The sequence below is a fragment of the Bacillus sp. JS genome, assembly GCF_000259365.1.
GTDB classification, from domain to species: domain Bacteria; phylum Bacillota; class Bacilli; order Bacillales; family Bacillaceae; genus Bacillus; species Bacillus stercoris.
The window spans coordinates 1,712,876-1,732,372 of sequence record NC_017743.1; the positions used below are offsets into that span (position 1 = coordinate 1,712,876).

A 19,497-nucleotide genomic window follows, 5' to 3' on the forward strand; every position below is an offset into this window, starting at 1 on the left:
TAGAATTGAAATACTTATTACATAAGGAGGATCGCTATGTTCCTCAAACGTTTAGACGTTATAGGATTTAAATCATTTGCAGAACGGATTTCCGTAGACTTCGTGAAAGGCGTGACAGCGGTTGTCGGCCCGAACGGAAGCGGAAAAAGCAACATCACGGATGCCATTCGCTGGGTTCTCGGCGAACAATCGGCACGCTCTCTTCGCGGCGGAAAAATGGAAGATATTATTTTTGCCGGCAGTGATTCAAGAAAGCGATTAAATCTAGCTGAAGTTACGCTTACTCTTGATAATGACGATCATTTCTTGCCAATTGACTTCCACGAGGTTAGTGTCACAAGACGTGTGTACAGATCAGGCGAAAGTGAGTTTCTGATTAACAATCAGCCATGCCGCTTAAAAGATATTATTGATTTATTTATGGACTCCGGCCTTGGTAAAGAAGCATTTTCTATTATCAGCCAAGGGAAAGTGGAAGAGATTTTAAGCAGCAAAGCAGAGGATCGCCGCAGTATCTTTGAAGAAGCGGCCGGGGTGCTTAAATATAAAACGAGAAAGAAAAAAGCAGAAAATAAACTGTTTGAAACACAGGACAACCTAAATCGGGTAGAAGATATATTACATGAGCTTGAAGGACAGGTTGAACCTCTTAAAATTCAAGCTTCAATCGCGAAAGATTACCTTGAGAAAAAGAAAGAGCTGGAGCATGTTGAAATTGCGCTGACTGCCTATGATATCGAAGAGCTGCATGGCAAATGGTCAACGCTTAAAGAGAAAGTGCAGCTTGCAAAGGAAGAAGAGCTCGCTGAATCGTCTGCGATTTCTGCGAAAGAAGCGAAAATCGAAGATGCGCGGGATAAAATTCAAGCGCTTGATGAATCAGTAGATGAACTCCAGCAAGTTTTACTGGTAACAAGTGAAGAGCTGGAAAAGCTTGAAGGCCGTAAAGAAGTCCTGAAAGAACGAAAGAAAAACGCTGTGCAAAACCAAGAACAGCTTGAAGAAGCCATTGTTCAGTTCCAGCAAAAAGAAACGGTGCTGAAAGAAGAGCTTGCGAAGCAGGAAGCTGTCTTCGAAACACTTCAAGCAGAGGTGAAACAGCTAAGGGCTCAAGTAAAAGAAAAACAACAGGCTCTAAGTCTTCACAACGAAAATGTCGAAGAGAAAATCGAGCAGCTGAAAAGTGATTACTTTGAGCTGTTAAACAGCCAGGCTTCGATTCGCAACGAGCTCCAGCTCCTAGATGATCAGATGTCCCAATCTGCTGTCACATTGCAGAGACTCGCGGACAACAATGAAAAGCATATACAGGAACGGCGTGATATTTCTGCGCGAAAAGCAGCATGTGAAACGGAATTTGCTCGAATTGAGCAGGAGATTCACAGCCAAGTTGGTGCATATCGTGATATGCAGACAAAATATGAGCAGAAAAAGCGCCAATACGAAAAAAATGAATCCGCTCTGTATCAGGCATACCAATATGTTCAGCAAGCGAGAGCAAAAAAGGACATGCTTGAGACGATGCAGGGGGATTTCTCCGGCTTTTATCAAGGTGTTAAAGAAGTGCTGAAAGCGAAAGAGCGCCTTGGCGGAATTCGCGGAGCGGTCCTTGAGCTGATCTCGACAGAACGGAAGTATGAAACGGCCATTGAAATAGCGCTCGGCGCTTCTGCTCAACACGTCGTGACCGACGATGAACAGTCTGCCCGCAAAGCGATTCAATATTTAAAGCAGAATTCCTTCGGCCGGGCGACGTTTTTGCCTCTTTCTGTTATTAGAGACCGCCAGCTTCAAAGCCGTGACGCGGAAACAGCCGCTCGGCACTCATCATTTCTCGGGGTTGCCAGTGAACTTGTCACATTTGATCCTGCATATCGAAGCGTCATACAGAATCTTCTTGGGACCGTGCTGATCACAGAGGATTTAAAGGGTGCAAACGAGCTTGCGAAGCTTCTCGGGCACCGGTACCGCATCGTAACCCTTGAGGGAGATGTTGTGAACCCTGGTGGCTCAATGACGGGCGGCGCGGTTAAAAAGAAAAATAACTCCCTTCTCGGAAGAAGCCGGGAGCTAGAAGATGTGACGAAACGGCTCGCTGAAATGGAAGAGAAAACTGCTCTGCTTGAACAAGAGGTCAAAACCCTTAAGCACTCCATTCAGGATATGGAGAAAAAACTGGCTGACTTAAGAGAAACCGGAGAAAGCTTAAGGTCAAAGCAGCAGGATGTGAAGGGCCAGCTGTACGAACTTCAAGTTGCCGAGAAAAATATCAATACCCATTTAGAGCTCTATGATCAAGAAAAATCTGCTCTGTCAGAAAGCGATGAAGAGAAAAAAGCGCGCAAACGCAAGCTTGAAGAAGAGCTCTCAGCCGTATCTGAAAAGATGAAGCTTCTTGAAGAGGACATAGACAGACTGACAAAACAAAAACAATCGCAATCCTCAACGAAAGAGTCTCTCTCCAACGAGCTGACTGAGCTGAAGATCACAGCGGCCAAAAAAGAGCAGGCATGCAAGGGGGAAGAGGACAACCTTGCCAGATTGAAGAAAGAGCTCACAGAAACTGAGTTTGCGTTAAAAGAAGCAAGAGAAGACTTGAGCTTCTTAACGTCAGAGATGTCATCAAGCACCAGCGGTGAAGAAAAGCTGGAAGAAGCCGCAAAACACAAATTGAATGACAAAACGAAAACGATCGAACTGATTGCGTTAAGGCGCGATCAGCGCATCAAGCTTCAGCATGGGCTTGATACGTATGAGCGTGAGCTAAAAGAAATGAAACGCCTGTATAAACAAAAAACAACACTCTTAAAAGACGAGGAAGTCAAACTTGGGCGAATGGAAGTAGAGCTCGATAATTTACTCCAGTACTTGCGGGAGGAATACAGCTTGTCCTTTGAGGGGGCAAAAGAGAAATATCAGCTTGAAACTGATCCAGAGGAAGCCAGAAAGCGCGTGAAGCTGATTAAACTCGCAATTGAAGAGCTTGGTACCGTGAACCTCGGAAGCATAGATGAGTTTGAGAGGGTCAACGAACGGTACAAGTTTCTGTCGGAACAAAAAGAAGATTTAACAGAAGCGAAAAATACCCTGTTCCAAGTGATTGAAGAAATGGATGAAGAAATGACGAAACGCTTTAACGACACATTCGTCCAAATCCGCTCACACTTTGATCAAGTCTTCCGCTCCTTATTCGGAGGGGGGCGAGCTGAATTGAGGCTCACCGATCCTAACGATCTGCTTCACTCAGGAGTTGAGATTATCGCACAGCCGCCGGGGAAAAAGCTGCAAAACTTAAATCTCCTGTCAGGCGGAGAGCGTGCGCTTACGGCTATAGCGCTCTTATTCTCAATTTTAAAAGTTCGCCCAGTGCCGTTTTGCGTCCTTGACGAAGTAGAGGCTGCGCTTGACGAAGCGAATGTGTTCCGGTTTGCGCAGTATTTAAAAAGATACAGCAGAGATACCCAGTTTATTGTGATTACCCACAGAAAAGGGACGATGGAGGAAGCGGATGTCCTATACGGCGTAACCATGCAGGAGTCCGGTGTGTCCAAGGTAATCTCAGTTAAGCTGGAAGAAACAAAAGAATTCGTTTAGTAACGAGGAAAGAGGTTAAAAGATGAGCTTTTTTAAAAAATTAAAAGAGAAAATCACAAAACAGACAGATTCCGTATCTGAAAAGTTTAAGGATGGCCTTGAAAAAACAAGAAACTCCTTTCAAAACAAAGTGAATGATCTTGTATCCCGTTACCGTAAAGTGGATGAGGATTTCTTCGAAGAACTTGAAGAGGTTCTTATCAGCGCGGATGTCGGTTTTACAACCGTTATGGAATTGATAGATGAACTAAAAAAAGAAGTCAAACGCAGAAATATCCAAGATCCGAAGGAAGTCCAGTCAGTCATTTCTGAGAAACTGGTCGAGATTTATAACAGCGGAGATGAGCAAATTTCAGAGCTGAATATCCAGGATGGGCGTTTAAACGTAATCCTTCTGGTAGGTGTAAACGGCGTTGGGAAAACGACAACGATCGGAAAGCTTGCTCATAAAATGAAACAAGAAGGAAAATCTGTCGTGCTTGCTGCCGGAGACACTTTTAGAGCGGGAGCCATTGAACAACTGGAAGTATGGGGAGAACGTACAGGAGTGCCTGTCATTAAGCAGACGGCCGGAAGCGATCCGGCGGCTGTCATCTACGATGCTGTTCATGCTGCAAAAGCAAGAAATGCCGATGTATTAATTTGTGATACGGCAGGTCGTCTCCAAAACAAAGTCAATCTCATGAAAGAGCTTGAAAAAGTGAAACGTGTTATCGAAAGAGAGGTTCCTGAAGCGCCGCATGAGGTGCTGCTTGCCCTTGATGCCACAACTGGCCAAAATGCAATGGCCCAGGCAAAAGAGTTCTCTAAAGCGACAAATGTTACCGGCATTGCTTTAACGAAGCTTGATGGTACGGCAAAAGGCGGTATCGTCCTTGCGATTCGCAACGAGCTTCACATCCCGGTTAAACTAGTCGGGTTAGGTGAAAAAGTTGATGACCTCCAGGAATTTGATCCAGAATCGTATGTGTACGGGCTCTTTTCAGATTTAGTGGAAAAAGCCGAGGATTAATGAATAAAAAGCGAGTATAAAATGGACAGTTTTATACTCGTTTTTTTATACGCATTGATATATCGGAATGGAGGGTGCAGATTGTTGGACAAATGGCTGAAAGCTGAATTGGAAAAAAAGATCGGCGCAATACAACACATGTCGCTGTTGGATGAACAGGGAGGCACTTCAACCGTTCGAAAAATAGTGACAAGCCAAGGCGCATTTCTGTTGAAAAGTTCTTCTCGCCAGAGGTATCGGGAATGGTTAAGGAGAGAAGCCCTTGTTTTACAAAAGCTTACCGAAACTCATCGTCTGCCTGTCCCTGTTTATTATGGGTTTATCCAGCAACAGCATTCCAGCCATATCGTCATGTCGTTTGAAGATGGAATTACACTGACTTCTGCTTTAAGAAAAGCAAAGGGAGATACTGAAAAGAAAAAGCTGATCAAAAGCTTCGGCCAGTTTCTCAATCGTCTGCATGAAACCGAACTTGTCCCTGATTTACAGCCGGAAATAGATTGGCTCGATTTGCAAATCAAACGAGCCGGTGAATATGTCGAAAAAGGACAAGCTGAAGGCAGCGCAGGGCTTTTGAAGGAATTGGACCAGCACAGGCCTGTTCCTGTTCAGCAGACAATGATTCATGGTGACTGCACAACTGATAATGTGCTGGTGAAAGACGGAGAGGTCTGTCTGTTTATTGATGCTGCGGGAATATCAGCGGGAGATCCGCGATATGATGAATCATTAGCGATCAGAAATTTTGCCACAAATGAAGCATTTCTCAATGCTTTTTACGAAGGCTATTGCCGCTATCGAGTATCTAAACAAGAATTCGAGTATTTTAACGGCGGTCTATATGAATTTTTCTGAATGAATTTATTATGCAAAAAGAGCAGCATGCTTTGACAAGATAAAAACTTGACAGTGTCAATAAAACCGTGTAAACTAAGTTATCGTAAAGGGATTTGACTTAACAAAGGGGAGAGCTCAAATGTCACTCGAAAAGACAACGAGAATGAATTATCTGTTTGATTTTTATCAGTCGTTGTTGACGTCAAAACAGAAGAGCTATATGTCGCTTTATTATTTGGACGATTTCTCCCTAGGCGAAATAGCCGAAGAATATGAGGTTTCAAGACAAGCTGTTTATGATAACATCAAACGAACAGAAGCGATGCTTGAACAATATGAAGAAAAGCTGCTCCTTTTGAAAAAGTTTCAGGAGCGTAAAGAGATGTTTAATAAGCTGAAGGAGCTTGCTTCCGGTTCAAAAGAAGAGGAAGAAATTACAGCTCTGATTGAAGCGCTTGAGAAATTAGATTAGGAGGCGGCAAACTATGGCATTTGAAGGATTAGCCGACCGACTGCAGCAGACGATTTCTAAAATCCGCGGAAAAGGGAAAGTCAGCGAACAAGATGTTAAAGATATGATGCGTGAGGTTCGTCTTGCGCTGCTTGAGGCTGACGTTAACTTTAAAGTAGTCAAGGATTTTGTCAAAAAAGTAAGTGAACGCGCTGTAGGCCAAGACGTCATGAAAAGTCTGACGCCCGGCCAGCAGGTCATTAAAGTTGTTCAAGAGGAACTGACTGAGCTGATGGGCGGCGAAGAGAGCAAAATCGCCGTCGCAAAAAGGCCGCCGACTGTTATTATGATGGTCGGTCTCCAAGGTGCCGGTAAAACGACAACAAGCGGTAAGCTTGCGAATCTGCTGCGCAAAAAGCATAATCGCAAACCGATGCTGGTTGCTGCCGATATTTACCGCCCAGCCGCAATTAAGCAGCTGGAAACGCTCGGCAAACAGCTAGATATGCCTGTTTTCTCTCTTGGTGATCAGGTCAGTCCTGTTGAAATAGCGAAACAAGCGATTGAGAAAGCCAAGGAAGAACATTATGACTATGTCATTTTGGATACGGCAGGCCGCTTGCATATTGACCATGAACTGATGGATGAACTGACCAACGTCAAAGAAATCGCGAATCCGGAAGAAATCTTCCTTGTTGTCGATTCAATGACCGGTCAGGACGCTGTTAATGTTGCCAAAAGCTTTAATGAACAGCTCGGTTTAACCGGTGTTGTGTTAACGAAGCTGGATGGAGACACACGCGGCGGGGCTGCGCTTTCTATTCGCGCGGTCACAAACACGCCGATTAAATTCGCGGGTATGGGCGAAAAGCTTGATGCGTTAGAGCCGTTCCATCCTGAACGCATGGCATCAAGGATTCTCGGCATGGGCGACGTGCTGACATTGATTGAAAAAGCACAGGCCAGTGTTGATGAAGACAAAGCCAAAGAGCTTGAACAAAAAATGAGAACGATGAGCTTCACATTGGACGATTTTCTGGAGCAGCTCGGGCAAGTCAGAAACATGGGACCGCTTGATGAACTTCTGCAAATGATGCCGGGTGCAGGCAAAATGAAAGGCCTGAAAAACATCCAAGTTGACGAAAAACAGCTGAATCATGTGGAAGCCATCATCAAATCAATGACTGTTCTTGAAAAAGAACAGCCGGATATCATCAATGCCAGCCGGCGAAAGCGGATTGCAAAAGGAAGCGGGACATCCGTACAGGAAGTCAACCGTCTGCTTAAGCAGTTTGACGAAATGAAAAAAATGATGAAGCAGATGACAAATATGTCAAAAGGCAAGAAGAAAGGGTTTAAGCTACCTTTTATGTAATCGGTTATACATGATAAAACCATTGTTAAGAAAAAACACTTTACAAACACTTTTATCATTGTTAATATACTATCTTGTTGAAATATTTTCGGAGGTGCTAGTAAAATGGCAGTAAAAATTCGTTTAAAACGTATGGGAGCAAAAAAATCTCCTTTCTATCGTATTGTTGTAGCAGATTCTCGTTCACCACGTGACGGCCGTTTCATTGAAACAGTCGGAACTTACAACCCGGTTGCAAAACCAGCGGAAGTAAAAATTGACGAAGAGCTTGCTCTTAAATGGCTTCAAACTGGAGCGAAACCATCTGATACAGTTCGCAACTTGTTCTCTAGCCAAGGAATCATGGAAAAATTCCACAACGCTAAACAAGGCAAGTAATGACTGATCAACACTTGGAAGATTTGATTGTCCGAATTGTGACCCCGCTTGTTGATCATCCAGATGACATTCGCGTCACAAGAGAAGAAACCGATCAAAAGATTGCGCTGCGCTTATCTGTCCATAAGTCAGATACCGGTAAAGTTATCGGAAAGCAAGGCCGGACTGCAAAAGCGATTCGAACAGCTGTATTTGCAGCTGGCGCACAGTCTTCTAAGAAAGTTCAATTTGAGATATTTGACTAAAAGGGAGAGGGCCGGCACCTCCCCTTTTTTTACACGCAAAAAAAGGGTAAACTGATAGAAGCTTAGGCAAAATAGAAAAGCCTGAGCGAGAAAAAGTTTTAAAAGCGGGGAGCTTGGTGCGATGCAAATTATTCACCGTGTAGCCGTTATGCAAGTCTTAACCGAGCGCAGCAAAGAACAGCTTTTAGCTTCTTTTGCCGAAAAGAAACAAATGCTTGAACGAGAATGCAGCCAGCTCTATTTTCAGCTTAGAAAACACGAGAAAGAACAACAAAACCCTGATATGATTGAACAATTTAAAAAGGCAATAGAAAAGCGAAAAGATGATATAAAGATCATCGATTTTCAAATTGCTCAAGTACATACATTGCCGCTTGGCAGTGAGTTGAGAGAAAAGGAAGTCGATGCCCTGCTGACGATTGAAGCCGGGGATGACTGGCATGAAAAAACAGCAGCGAACACCATCGTCATAAAAGACGGAAAAGTAATTGAAATTCGCCAGAGGTGATCATATGACAAAGCGATGGTTTAATGTAGGCAAAATCGTGAATACCCACGGAATCAAAGGCGAAGTGCGTGTGATTTCGAAAACAGATTTTGCCGAAGAACGATACAAGCCGGGTAACACGCTGTATTTGTTTATGGACGGCCGTAACGAACCAGTGGAAGTAACGGTAAACACGCATAGACTGCATAAGCAATTTCATCTGCTGCAGTTTAAAGAAAGACAAAGCCTAAATGAAGTAGAAGAGCTGAAAAACGCAATCATTAAAGTGCCTGAAGAAGATTTAGGAGAGCTGAATGAGGGTGAATTTTATTTTCACGAAATCATTGGGTGTGAAGTATTTACTGAGGAAGGCGAACTCATTGGAAAGGTCAAAGAAATTTTGACGCCTGGTGCTAATGACGTTTGGGTCATCGAACGAAAAGGAAAAAAAGACGCACTCATTCCTTACATTGAATCAGTGGTCAAACATATTGATGTCAGCGAAAAGAAAATTGAGATTGATCTCATGGAAGGGTTAATAGACGAATGAAAATCGACTTTTTGACGCTGTTTCCAGAAATGTTTGAAGGTGTGCTCGGCTCATCGATTCTTCAAAAAGCCCAGGAAAAAAATGCGGTGCAGTTTCAAGTCGTCAATTTCCGGGAGTACTCTGATAACAAGCACAATACTGTTGATGATTATCCTTATGGCGGCGGTGCAGGTATGGTTCTCAAGCCTCAGCCTGTTTTTGACGCAGTCGAGGACCTGACATCAAAGGCAGCAGCTGCTCCGCGTATTATCCTCGTATGCCCGCAAGGTGAGCGTTTTACCCAAAAAAAAGCCGAACAATTAGCAAAGGAAGAGCATTTGCTGTTCATTTGCGGCCACTATGAAGGCTATGATGAACGCATCCGCGAGCATCTGGTAACGGATGAAATATCAATTGGCGACTTTGTACTGACGGGCGGTGAGCTCCCTGCAATGATGATCGCAGACAGCGTGGTCAGACTGCTTCCAGGTGTACTGGGTAAAGAGGCTTCCCATATTGAGGATTCATTCAGCACCGGACTCTTAGAGCACCCGCATTATACAAGACCGGCAGATTACAAAGGTTTAAAAGTGCCTGAAACACTCTTGTCAGGAAACCATGCAAAAATTGAAGAATGGCGGAATAAAGAATCGATCAGAAGGACCTACCTAAGACGTCCGGATCTGTTGAAAGACTACCCGCTTACAGAGCAGCAAAGAAAGTGGATTTCTGAATGGGAAAAAGAATAGATTTTATTGCATAGGCTATGAAATTGTGATAAGATACTACTTGTGGCTTAAGCGGGCTTATCCGCTCCAAGCTTGAAAACGATGTTCCGCTGTGCCGTGTTTTGTGGCCAAGAGCATCTGTTGGAAGGAGTTGAAAACGATGCAAAAACTAATTGAAGATATCACAAAAGAACAACTTCGTACTGATCTTCCTGCGTTCCGTCCTGGTGACACTTTACGTGTACACGTTAAAGTTGTTGAGGGTAACCGTGAGCGTATCCAGATCTTTGAAGGTGTTGTGATTAAGCGTCGTGGTGGTGGAATCAGCGAAACGTTCACAGTTCGTAAGATTTCTTACGGTGTTGGCGTTGAACGTACTTTCCCTGTACACACACCAAAAATCGCGAAAATCGAAGTTGTACGTTACGGTAAAGTACGCCGTGCTAAACTTTACTACCTGCGTGAACTTCGCGGAAAAGCGGCTCGTATTAAAGAGATCAGACGATAATGATAACGAACGAAAAGAGCTTGTTACCTGTAACAAGCTCTTTTTTTATACAGAATTTGAAAATGCCGGACAGGCATCGTAAAATACATAAAGGACAACAATGAATCATGCATACTGAAGAGATAAAGGCGGTGTTCGTGTCACATGACAATTCAATGGTTCCCGGGCCATATGGCAAAGGCAAGAAGGGAAGTAACCGAAAAATTAAAATTAATCGATATCGTATATGAATTGGTAGATGCCAGAATTCCAATGTCATCAAGAAACCCAATGATTGAAGATATTCTAAAAAATAAGCCGCGAATTATGCTGTTAAACAAGGCTGACAAAGCAGATGCGGCAGTTACACAGCAATGGAAAGAGCACTTTGAGAACCAGGGGATCCGCTCTCTGTCCATTAATTCTGTAAATGGACAAGGATTAAATCAAATTGTGCCTGCATCAAAAGAGATCCTCCAAGAAAAATTTGACCGAATGCGGGCGAAAGGTGTGAAGCCGAGAGCGATTCGCGCCTTGATTATCGGTATTCCAAATGTCGGGAAATCGACGCTCATTAACCGCCTTGCAAAGAAAAACATAGCAAAAACGGGAGACAGACCTGGTATTACGACATCTCAACAGTGGGTCAAAGTTGGGAAAGAATTAGAGTTATTAGATACACCGGGGATTTTGTGGCCTAAATTTGAGGATGAGCTTGTCGGCTTGAGACTGGCAGTCACCGGCGCTATTAAAGACTCGATTATCAATTTGCAGGATGTAGCCGTGTTCGGTCTTCGTTTTCTTGAAGAACATTATCCAGAACGACTTAAAGAGCGCTACGGCCTTGATGAGATCCCGGAGGACATTGCCGAGCTGTTTGATGCAATAGGTGAAAAACGCGGCTGTCTCATGAGCGGTGGGCTTATTAACTACGATAAGACGACTGAAGTCATCATTCGCGATATCCGCACTGAAAAGTTCGGCAGACTGTCATTTGAACAGCCGACGATGTAAAGGCGCGCAGAAATGCGGGTCTTTATTTTTTCTTGGCCGAACCGATACATACAGTAAGGGAGAAGAGAAAGTGAATACATTAACCGTAAAGGACATTAAAGACCGTTTGCAGGAAGTGAAGGATGCACAAGACCCATTTATTGCCCAGTGCGAAAACGACCCGAGAAAAAGCGTTCAAACGCTTGTAGAGCAATGGCTTAAAAAGCAAGCGAAAGAAAAAGCGCTGAAAGAACAATGGGTGAATATGACTTCCTATGAAAGGCTGGCAAGAAACAAAGGATTCCGTTTGATTGCAGGTGTTGACGAGGTCGGACGGGGGCCATTGGCAGGGCCAGTTGTCGCCAGTGCAGTCATCCTGCCAGAGGAATGTGAAATACTTGGGCTGACAGACTCCAAAAAGCTTTCAGAGAAAAAACGTGAGGAATTTTACGAGCTTATTATGAAAGAAGCAATGGCGGTCGGGATAGGAATTGTAGAAGCTGCAGTCATTGACGAAATCAATATATATGAAGCTTCTAAAATGGCAATGGTGAAAGCGATACAGGATTTGTCGGATACACCTGATTATTTGCTTGTTGACGCAATGACACTGCCGCTCGACATGGCTCAGTCGTCAATTATAAAAGGAGATGCCAAAAGTGTGTCTATTGCGGCAGGTGCGTGTATCGCAAAAGTGACGAGAGACCGAATGATGAGCGCTTATTCCGACACGTACCCTATGTACGGGTTTGAAAAAAATAAAGGCTATGGAACAAAAGAACATTTGGAAGCTCTCGCTGCATACGGCCCAACTGAATTGCACCGCAAAACTTTCGCTCCTGTTCAATCTTTCAGCTAAATCAATGGACAAGGAGGCACCTTTTTCAAATGAACATACGAAATGATGTGCAAAAGGCGCTGCAGCACCTTTTTGGGCGTACAGCAGTCCCGCAGGAAACATCAAATGTAAACGAAGCGCTAAACGGGGAGAAACGTCTCCTCTTGGGAAAAGTGCTTCGTTTACTAGGAGATCAGCATGCCCTGATCCAAGTCGGCAATCAAACTGTTCAGGGAAAACTAGAAACCCAGCTTCGTCCTCAGGCATACTATTGGTTTTCCTACGAAAAAACGGCAGAACAGACAGGACGTCTTCAGGTCGTTCAAAGCTTTGAGCAAAATCCTAAAACCATTCAGGATGCAGCTGGCAAGCTTTTAAATGCCATTTCAGTGAAGCCGTCAAACGCAGCTCTCATGATGACAGGAGCGATGCTGAAGAGCAAAACACCCGTAACAGAAAATGATATTAAAACAGCTGTCCGCTGGATGGACACGCTGCCGTCGCAAGACGCCAAAAAAGCGATTGAAACGGTTCTTTTCGCTTTAAAGCGCGATCTTCCCATTCACTCCGAGGTTTTGAATGGTGTTCATGCTGTGAAATCGCCTGTTCCATTGCATCAGCATATATCCCAGCTGGTTCAGGCAATCGAACAAAACCCTCAGCAGAGCCAAATGATGTCAAAGCTAAAGGAGGCAGTTGCAGCGCTTTTAAATAGTGAAATTGATGTTCATGCAGAACGTCTGATCGCTAAGCTTATTTCTTTAACGGAGACTGCGAAAACACCCTCTTCCGCCAATACAGCTGGAAACAGGGAACTTAGCACACCGGCAGGCTCCCCCGAAAAGGCCAGACTGCCGGTTGCAAATCATCTAGCAGAAAAGAGAAACATACAAGGAGAGCCTGTTAAAACAGCCTCAGACATTCCAATCAAAGAAGCCCGCCAGCTGCTGGCAAAGCTGACGGAATCTGCTGAAAAAAACAGTCTCCAAATTGTGAAAGAAGCAGCAAATTGGATTAAAGCGGCTGGTTCAACGGGTGATAGTAAGTCACTTGCAGCTTCAGCTCATTTACAGGCGGCACAAATCACTGACCAGGAAGCCGAAGTTTTTTTAAAGGCTGTTCAGCAGACAGCACCTCATTTTGCGGATAAGGCAGATGTTCTTTCCTTCTTATCCAAAGTGAAAACGGCAATTGGCGCAAGGGACGAGCTTGCGTTCATTAAAGCGTTTGAACAAGGAAGCGCAGACACATCTGACGAAATGCAGTCCATCAAGCTGGCTCTTCATGCCATAAGAGCATCGCATGAGGTAGCCGAACCAATCAAGCAAGAAGCCGATCAGCTTTTTCATAAATTAAATGGCCAGCTTTTCATGCAGCAGGACCATCCGTCATACAGTCAAATTGTACTGTCATTTCCGATGTTTTCGAAGTCAGGAATTCAGGACATGACCGTTCTGTTTAAAGGAAAGAAAGAAGTGGATGGCAAGCTTGATCCTTCCCATTGCCGCCTTTTATTTTTGCTGCAGCTTGATACATTAAAAGAAACCGTCGTTGATTGCTTGATACAGCAAAAAGTCATGACCATTACAATAGAGACTGATTTTGAGCTGCAGGCTGCGATAGATCCGATGGTTCCCGCGCTTAAACAGGGGTTAAAAGAAATGGGATACAGCCTTTCAGGGGTAAACGCGAAAAAAAGGGTTCACACCGAAGAAAAGGCTTCAATCGATCAATATATAACAAGTATCAGTGATCAAGAAGTGGATGTGAAAATATGAAAGAGCAGACACCGATCAGAAAAGCTGTGGCTCTTCATTATGACGAACAAAAAGACAAGGCGCCGAGAGTGCTTGCCACAGGAAAGGGCCATGTAGCCGACAACATTATTAAAGAAGCGAAAAAGGCAGGGGTCCCGATTCAAGAAGATCGGACCCTTGTCGAATTAATGCGCCATTTGACGGTAGATGATCAAATCCCTGAGGCTCTTTATGAAACGGTAGCCGAGATTTTTTCATTCATTTACAGATTGGACGAAAGCGTAAAAAACAAAAAATAGCTAAAATATTCCCCATCCTCTGTTTGAAAATTTATGTTTTTAATAAAGTAAAAGTTTGAATGTTTAGAAGGATTAAAAGATTTTGCACCGAAGTGTAGACAATTCTTCCAGTATTATTATAGAATGAAAGCGCAGTCTATTTTAGTTTTGTTACATAAGTTAGGAGGATGGGAAATGAATATCCATGAGTACCAGGGAAAAGAAGTCCTCAGAAAATATGGGGTATCTGTTCCTGAAGGTAAAGTGGCTTTTACAGCAGAAGAAGCAGTTGAGAGTGCAAAGAGCTTATCCAGCTCGGTTTATGTCGTAAAGGCTCAAATTCATGCTGGCGGTCGAGGCAAAGCTGGTGGGGTAAAAATAGCAAAATCATTAGACGAAGTAAAAGCGTATGCCGAAGAACTATTAGGGAAGACCCTAGTTACACATCAGACGGGTCCGGACGGCCAAGTAATAAAACGCTTACTTATTGAAGAAGGCTGCGATATTAAAAAAGAATATTACGTGGGTCTTGTGCTTGACCGCGCTACTTCCAGAATCGTTCTGATGGCTTCTGAAGAAGGCGGAACGGAAATTGAAGAAGTTGCGGAGAAAACACCGGAAAAAATCAAAAAAGCTGTCATTGATCCGGCTGTCGGCCTTCAAGGCTATCAAGCCAGAGAAATTGCATTCGCTATTAATATTCCAAAAGAGCTTGTGGGGAAAGCTGCTAAATTTATGCTTGGACTATATAAAGCGTTTGTTGAAAAAGACTGCTCAATCGCCGAAATCAACCCGCTTGTTGTTACCGGGGACGGAAATGTGATGGCGCTTGATGCAAAATTGAATTTTGACAGCAATGCGTTGTACAGACAAAAGGACATTATGGAATACAGAGATTTGGATGAAGAAGATCCGAAAGAAATCGAAGCGTCCAAATATGACCTAAGCTACATTTCCCTTGATGGAAATATCGGCTGTATGGTAAACGGCGCGGGACTTGCAATGTCCACAATGGATATTATCAAGCATTACGGTGGAGAACCGGCCAACTTCCTTGATGTGGGCGGCGGTGCAACCGCGGAAAAAGTCACGGAAGCATTTAAAATCATTCTTTCTGATCAAAACGTTAAAGGGATTTTTGTCAACATTTTCGGCGGCATTATGAAATGTGATGTCATCGCAGAAGGGGTTGTTGAAGCGACTAGACAAGTTGGTTTGACATTGCCGCTTGTCGTCCGTCTTGAAGGCACAAACGTGGATCTAGGGAAGAAAATCCTTAGTGAATCAGGATTAAACATTACATCTGCGGAATCAATGGCTGACGGCGCGCAGAAAATCGTATCCTTAGTTTAAGAAAGAATGAAAGGCAGGGGACCATATAATGAGTGTTTTTATTAATAAAGATACAAGAGTTATTGTACAAGGGATTACAGGTTCTACCGCTTTATTTCATACGAAGCAGATGCTCGAATACGGCACAAATATCGTAGGCGGTGTAACACCTGGAAAAGGCGGAACTGAAGCGGAAGGTGTTCCTGTATTTAATACAGTGGCTGAAGCAGTTCAAACGACCGGCGCTAACGCGTCTGTTATATATGTGCCTGCACCGTTTGCAGCTGATGCGATTATGGAAGCGGTAGATGCGGAGCTTGATCTCGTGATTTGTATCACAGAACACATTCCGGTTTTGGATATGGTGAAGGTCAAACGTTTCATGGAAGGCAAGAAAACGAGACTGATAGGGCCGAACTGCCCTGGTGTCATTACGCCTGAAGAATGTAAAATCGGCATTATGCCCGGATACATCCATAAAAAGGGTCATGTAGGTGTTGTATCACGTTCAGGAACATTAACATACGAAGCGGTGCACCAGCTCTCAGAAGCGGGCGTAGGACAGTCTACAGCTGTTGGAATCGGCGGAGACCCTGTAAATGGAACAAACTTTATTGACGTTTTAAAAGCGTTTAACGAAGATCCTGACACACACGCTGTCATCATGATTGGCGAAATCGGCGGTACTGCCGAAGAGGAAGCGGCAGAGTGGGTAAAAGCCAACATGACAAAACCGGTAGTCGGTTTTATCGGCGGTAAGACAGCACCTCCTGGGAAGCGCATGGGGCATGCAGGCGCCATTATTTCCGGCGGAAAAGGGACAGCTGATGAAAAAATCAAAACCCTTAATGCATGCGGAATTGAAGTTGCAGAGACACCTTCTGTTATGGGTGAAACCTTAATTAAGGTGCTGAAAGAGAAGAACCTGTTCGAAACTTGTAAAACGCATTAATAAAAAAGGGACAGCCGTTAAGGCTGTTCCTGCTTTTTCTGTCAAAAGGAGGTCAATCTATTGGATCAGGCCGCTGCCTGCTTAACGACTTGCAGAATCAATCAATTATTATCTCCATCCCTTCTATTAAAATGGTGGAAAGCCGATCCGTCTATGTCGCTGACATCATCGGTGTTACAAACGGTTACTCGTGATAAAATGAAAGCAGCTGCATTAAAAAAGAAAATAGAAGAATTTTACCCAAAGCTCCAACGCGTACTTGCTGCTTATCGTGAGCAAGGCATTAACACCATTCCTATCTCTTCAAAGCAATATCCTTTCTGGCTTAAAACCATTTATGATCCCCCCGCCGTTCTGTTTGCAAAGGGTGATATGACTCTTCTTTCGAAAGGAAGAAAAATTGGAATTGTAGGGACAAGAAATCCAACAGCTTACGGGAAACAAGTTGTCAATCATCTTACAGAAGAGCTATGTCGTAAAGATTGGGTGATTGTCAGCGGACTGGCGTCTGGGATAGACGGAATGTCCCATGCTGCAAGTATTAAGGCGAAGGGGCGGACAATTGGCGTCATTGCAGGCGGATTTCAACACATTTATCCTCGGGAAAACCTTCAATTAGCAGATCACATGGCTAAACACCATATCCTTCTGTCAGAGCACCCACCTGAAACTAAACCCCAAAAATGGCATTTCCCTATGAGAAACCGTATCATCAGCGGACTGAGTGAAGGCGTTATTGTCGTACAGGGCAAGGAAAAAAGCGGTTCGCTGATAACTGCCTATCAAGCATTGGAGCAAGGTAGAGAAGTGTTTGCCGTACCCGGTTCATTATTTGACCCTTACGCCGGAGGTCCTATAAAACTGATCCAGCAGGGGGCTAAAGCCATAAGGTCAGCAGAGGATATTTTCGAGGAGCTTCCCGAGAGAAACGTTCAATATACGGAACCCTTTTGAATTATCGTTTGACAAACGGCATTGTAATATTTAATAATAGTGAGGATTTAAAGTTGCATATTGTTTTCTATTTAATGAATGACGTTCATGATAAAGAATGAAATGTTGAAAGCCAAATAAAGACAGCTGCAAAAATAAAATTGAAATATCTTGAAAAGAGAGAGAACACCTCTTGAGGGGGATGAAAATGTCTGATTATCTAGTCATCGTGGAATCGCCCGCTAAGGCGAAAACGATTGAACGTTACTTAGGTAAAAAATATAAAGTAAAAGCATCAATGGGACATGTCCGGGATCTTCCAAAAAGTCAAATGGGAGTTGACATAGAACAGAATTTCGAACCGAAATATATTACCATTCGAGGTAAAGGTCCGGTATTAAAAGAACTGAAAACGGCTGCCAAAAAAGCCAAAAAAGTGTATCTCGCGGCCGACCCCGACAGAGAAGGGGAAGCGATTGCATGGCACTTGGCACACAGCCTTGATTTAGATCTCAATTCAGACTGCCGTGTAGTGTTTAACGAAATTACAAAAGACGCTATTAAGGAATCGTTTAAGCATCCACGCATGATTAATATGGATTTAGTGGATGCACAGCAAGCGAGACGTATTTTAGACAGGCTTGTCGGATATAAAATCAGTCCGATCTTATGGAAAAAAGTCAAAAAAGGGCTTAGCGCAGGACGCGTGCAATCTGTTGCCCTCCGTTTGATTATTGACCGTGAAAAAGAGATTAACGACTTTAAGCCTGAGGAATATTGGACAATTGACGGTACGTTCTTAAAAGGCCAGGAAACCTTTGAAGCAAGCTTTTTCGGGAAAAACGGCAAAAAACTTCCTTTAAATAGTGAAGCTGATGTAAAAGAGATTCTTTCTCAGCTCAAAGGGAATAAATATACAGTCGAAAAAGTAACCAAAAAAGAACGCAAACGTAATCCTGCTTTGCCTTTTACCACCTCAACCCTGCAGCAGGAAGCGGCTCGCAAGCTCAATTTCAGAGCGAAGAAAACGATGATGATTGCACAGCAATTATATGAAGGAATTGATCTAGGAAGAGAAGGAACTGTTGGTCTGATCACGTATATGAGAACGGATTCAACCCGTATTTCAAATACGGCTGTTGATGAAGCTGCTGCTTTTATCGATCAGACATATGGAAAAGAGTTCCTAGGCGGAAAACGGAAGCCTGCGAAAAAGAATGAAAATGCTCAGGATGCCCACGAAGCAATTCGGCCGACATCAGTTCTCAGAAAACCAAGTGAATTAAAAGCAGTTCTCGGCAGAGACCAAATGAGACTGTATAAATTAATTTGGGAGCGTTTTGTTGCCAGCCAAATGGCGCCGGCTGTTCTAGATACAATGAGTGTCGACCTGACAAACAATGGTTTGACATTTCGTGCAAATGGAAGTAAAGTCAAGTTTTCCGGGTTTATGAAGGTGTATGTTGAAGGAAAAGACGACCAAATGGAAGAAAAAGACCGGATGCTGCCTGACTTAAAAGAAGGCGATACGGTATTATCAAAAGATATAGAACCGGAGCAGCATTTTACCCAGCCGCCTCCGAGGTATACTGAGGCACGGCTTGTGAAAACGCTTGAAGAACTCGGCATAGGCCGTCCATCCACATATGCTCCGACGCTTGATACTATTCAACGGCGCGGCTACGTGGGTTTGGATAATAAACGCTTTGTTCCGACTGAATTAGGTCAGATCGTTCTTGACCTGATCATGGAGTTTTTCCCGGAGATCATTAACGTTGAGTTTACAGCTAAAATGGAGAGAGATCTTGATCATGTTGAAGAAGGAAATACCGAATGGGTCAAGATTATTGATAATTTCTACACCGATTTTGAAAAACGCGTCAAAAAAGCCGAATCAGAAATGAAGGAAGTTGAAATCGAACCAGAATATGCTGGAGAGGATTGTGAATTGTGCAGTTCTCCGATGGTATATAAAATGGGACGGTACGGTAAATTCTTAGCTTGCTCCAACTTCCCTGACTGCCGGAACACGAAACCGATTGTGAAACAAATCGGCGTGAAGTGTCCGAGCTGCGGAGAAGGAAACATTGTTGAGCGAAAATCGAAAAAGAAACGGGTGTTTTACGGCTGTGACCGTTATCCGGACTGTGAATTCGTATCCTGGGACAAACCAATTGAACGAAAATGCCCGAAATGCGGAAAAATGCTCGTCGAGAAAAAACTCAAAAAAGGCATACAAGTCCAATGCGTGGAATGCGATTATAAGGAAGAACCACAGAAGTAGCGGTGAG

At 43.7% G+C, this 19,497-nt stretch carries 19 protein-coding genes; all 19 read left to right on the top strand.

Features of this window, described 5'->3' with window-relative positions:
* Positions 1-36 precede the first annotated feature (36 nt).
* The 19 genes from smc (at position 37) to topA (ending at position 19,490) form a co-directional block, all read left to right on the top strand.
* Positions 37-3,594 carry a chromosome segregation protein SMC gene (smc, locus tag MY9_RS08765; protein WP_014663945.1) on the top strand — a complete coding sequence of 1,186 codons (3,558 nt, stop codon included), beginning with the start codon at positions 37-39 and terminating at the stop codon, positions 3,592-3,594.
* A 22-nt stretch (positions 3,595-3,616) separates the two neighbouring features.
* Positions 3,617-4,606, top strand: coding sequence for a signal recognition particle-docking protein FtsY (gene ftsY / locus MY9_RS08770; RefSeq protein WP_014663946.1), 990 nt, complete (start codon positions 3,617-3,619; stop codon positions 4,604-4,606).
* An 84-nt stretch (positions 4,607-4,690) separates the two neighbouring features.
* The gene (locus MY9_RS08775) at positions 4,691-5,461 is read left to right on the top strand and encodes an aminoglycoside phosphotransferase APH(3') (protein WP_041521506.1); all 771 of its coding nucleotides are present in this window, start codon (positions 4,691-4,693) and stop codon (positions 5,459-5,461) included.
* Positions 5,462-5,582: 121 nt separating this feature from the next.
* A complete protein-coding gene (locus MY9_RS08780; protein ID WP_003238590.1) occupies positions 5,583-5,915 on the top strand; it encodes a putative DNA-binding protein in 333 nt (110 codons plus the stop codon).
* A gap of 13 nt (positions 5,916-5,928) precedes the next feature.
* Positions 5,929-7,269, top strand: coding sequence for a signal recognition particle protein (ffh, locus tag MY9_RS08785; protein WP_014663948.1), 1,341 nt, complete (start codon positions 5,929-5,931; stop codon positions 7,267-7,269).
* A gap of 105 nt (positions 7,270-7,374) precedes the next feature.
* Positions 7,375-7,647 (top strand): 30S ribosomal protein S16, encoded by a 273-nt coding sequence (gene rpsP, locus MY9_RS08790; protein ID WP_003220815.1) that lies wholly within the window; start codon positions 7,375-7,377, stop codon positions 7,645-7,647.
* Complete coding sequence (locus MY9_RS08795; protein WP_014663949.1) at positions 7,647-7,892, top strand: KH domain-containing protein; 246 nt, start codon at positions 7,647-7,649, stop codon at positions 7,890-7,892. Before rpsP ends, MY9_RS08795 begins: the two co-directional genes overlap by 1 nt.
* Positions 7,893-8,013: 121 nt before the next feature.
* Positions 8,014-8,400 (top strand): YlqD family protein, encoded by a 387-nt coding sequence (locus MY9_RS08800; protein ID WP_014663950.1) that lies wholly within the window; start codon positions 8,014-8,016, stop codon positions 8,398-8,400.
* Positions 8,401-8,404: 4 nt separating this feature from the next.
* Entirely contained in the window at positions 8,405-8,929 is a 525-nt protein-coding gene (gene rimM / locus MY9_RS08805; RefSeq protein WP_014663951.1) for a ribosome maturation factor RimM, read from the top strand.
* Positions 8,926-9,657 (top strand): tRNA (guanosine(37)-N1)-methyltransferase TrmD, encoded by a 732-nt coding sequence (gene trmD, locus MY9_RS08810; protein WP_014663952.1) that lies wholly within the window; start codon positions 8,926-8,928, stop codon positions 9,655-9,657. Before rimM ends, trmD begins: the two co-directional genes overlap by 4 nt.
* Positions 9,658-9,796: 139 nt before the next feature.
* On the top strand, positions 9,797-10,144 hold the full coding sequence (rplS, locus tag MY9_RS08815) for a 50S ribosomal protein L19 (protein ID WP_003220825.1): 348 nt from the start codon (positions 9,797-9,799) through the stop codon (positions 10,142-10,144).
* A 144-nt stretch (positions 10,145-10,288) separates the two neighbouring features.
* The gene (gene ylqF, locus MY9_RS08820; RefSeq protein ID WP_009967235.1) at positions 10,289-11,137 is read left to right on the top strand and encodes a ribosome biogenesis GTPase YlqF; all 849 of its coding nucleotides are present in this window, start codon (positions 10,289-10,291) and stop codon (positions 11,135-11,137) included.
* Between the two features lie 70 nt (positions 11,138-11,207).
* The gene (gene rnhB / locus MY9_RS08825; protein WP_014663954.1) at positions 11,208-11,975 is read left to right on the top strand and encodes a ribonuclease HII; all 768 of its coding nucleotides are present in this window, start codon (positions 11,208-11,210) and stop codon (positions 11,973-11,975) included.
* A gap of 29 nt (positions 11,976-12,004) precedes the next feature.
* Positions 12,005-13,732, top strand: a complete 1,728-nt coding sequence (locus MY9_RS08830) for a hypothetical protein (protein WP_014663955.1) — start codon at positions 12,005-12,007, stop codon at positions 13,730-13,732.
* On the top strand, positions 13,729-14,010 hold the full coding sequence (locus MY9_RS08835) for a FlhB-like flagellar biosynthesis protein (protein ID WP_014663956.1): 282 nt from the start codon (positions 13,729-13,731) through the stop codon (positions 14,008-14,010). The genes MY9_RS08830 and MY9_RS08835 overlap by 4 nt, the downstream gene beginning before the upstream one ends.
* A 174-nt stretch (positions 14,011-14,184) precedes the next feature.
* Positions 14,185-15,342, top strand: a complete 1,158-nt coding sequence (gene sucC / locus MY9_RS08840; protein WP_014663957.1) for an ADP-forming succinate--CoA ligase subunit beta — start codon at positions 14,185-14,187, stop codon at positions 15,340-15,342.
* Between the two features lie 28 nt (positions 15,343-15,370).
* On the top strand, positions 15,371-16,273 hold the full coding sequence (gene sucD, locus MY9_RS08845; RefSeq protein ID WP_003238566.1) for a succinate--CoA ligase subunit alpha: 903 nt from the start codon (positions 15,371-15,373) through the stop codon (positions 16,271-16,273).
* 60 nt (positions 16,274-16,333) lie between these two features.
* Positions 16,334-17,227 (top strand): DNA-processing protein DprA, encoded by an 894-nt coding sequence (gene dprA / locus MY9_RS08850; protein WP_014663958.1) that lies wholly within the window; start codon positions 16,334-16,336, stop codon positions 17,225-17,227.
* 187 nt (positions 17,228-17,414) lie between these two features.
* Positions 17,415-19,490 (top strand): type I DNA topoisomerase, encoded by a 2,076-nt coding sequence (gene topA / locus MY9_RS08855; RefSeq protein WP_014663959.1) that lies wholly within the window; start codon positions 17,415-17,417, stop codon positions 19,488-19,490.
* Positions 19,491-19,497: the final 7 nt, after the last annotated feature.

Coding starts and splice junctions, on each gene's coding strand:
- ylqF (WP_009967235.1), top strand. CDS start 10,289: ATGACAATTCAATGGTTCCCGGGCCATATGGCAAAGGCAAGAAGGGAA.
- rpsP (WP_003220815.1), top strand. CDS start 7,375: ATGGCAGTAAAAATTCGTTTAAAACGTATGGGAGCAAAAAAATCTCCT.
- rimM (WP_014663951.1), top strand. CDS start 8,405: ATGACAAAGCGATGGTTTAATGTAGGCAAAATCGTGAATACCCACGGA.
- MY9_RS08800 (WP_014663950.1), top strand. CDS start 8,014: ATGCAAATTATTCACCGTGTAGCCGTTATGCAAGTCTTAACCGAGCGC.
- MY9_RS08780 (WP_003238590.1), top strand. CDS start 5,583: ATGTCACTCGAAAAGACAACGAGAATGAATTATCTGTTTGATTTTTAT.
- MY9_RS08795 (WP_014663949.1), top strand. CDS start 7,647: ATGACTGATCAACACTTGGAAGATTTGATTGTCCGAATTGTGACCCCG.
- MY9_RS08830 (WP_014663955.1), top strand. CDS start 12,005: ATGAACATACGAAATGATGTGCAAAAGGCGCTGCAGCACCTTTTTGGG.
- smc (WP_014663945.1), top strand. CDS start 37: ATGTTCCTCAAACGTTTAGACGTTATAGGATTTAAATCATTTGCAGAA.
- MY9_RS08835 (WP_014663956.1), top strand. CDS start 13,729: ATGAAAGAGCAGACACCGATCAGAAAAGCTGTGGCTCTTCATTATGAC.
- topA (WP_014663959.1), top strand. CDS start 17,415: ATGTCTGATTATCTAGTCATCGTGGAATCGCCCGCTAAGGCGAAAACG.
- sucD (WP_003238566.1), top strand. CDS start 15,371: ATGAGTGTTTTTATTAATAAAGATACAAGAGTTATTGTACAAGGGATT.
- ftsY (WP_014663946.1), top strand. CDS start 3,617: ATGAGCTTTTTTAAAAAATTAAAAGAGAAAATCACAAAACAGACAGAT.
- sucC (WP_014663957.1), top strand. CDS start 14,185: ATGAATATCCATGAGTACCAGGGAAAAGAAGTCCTCAGAAAATATGGG.
- rplS (WP_003220825.1), top strand. CDS start 9,797: ATGCAAAAACTAATTGAAGATATCACAAAAGAACAACTTCGTACTGAT.
- ffh (WP_014663948.1), top strand. CDS start 5,929: ATGGCATTTGAAGGATTAGCCGACCGACTGCAGCAGACGATTTCTAAA.
- trmD (WP_014663952.1), top strand. CDS start 8,926: ATGAAAATCGACTTTTTGACGCTGTTTCCAGAAATGTTTGAAGGTGTG.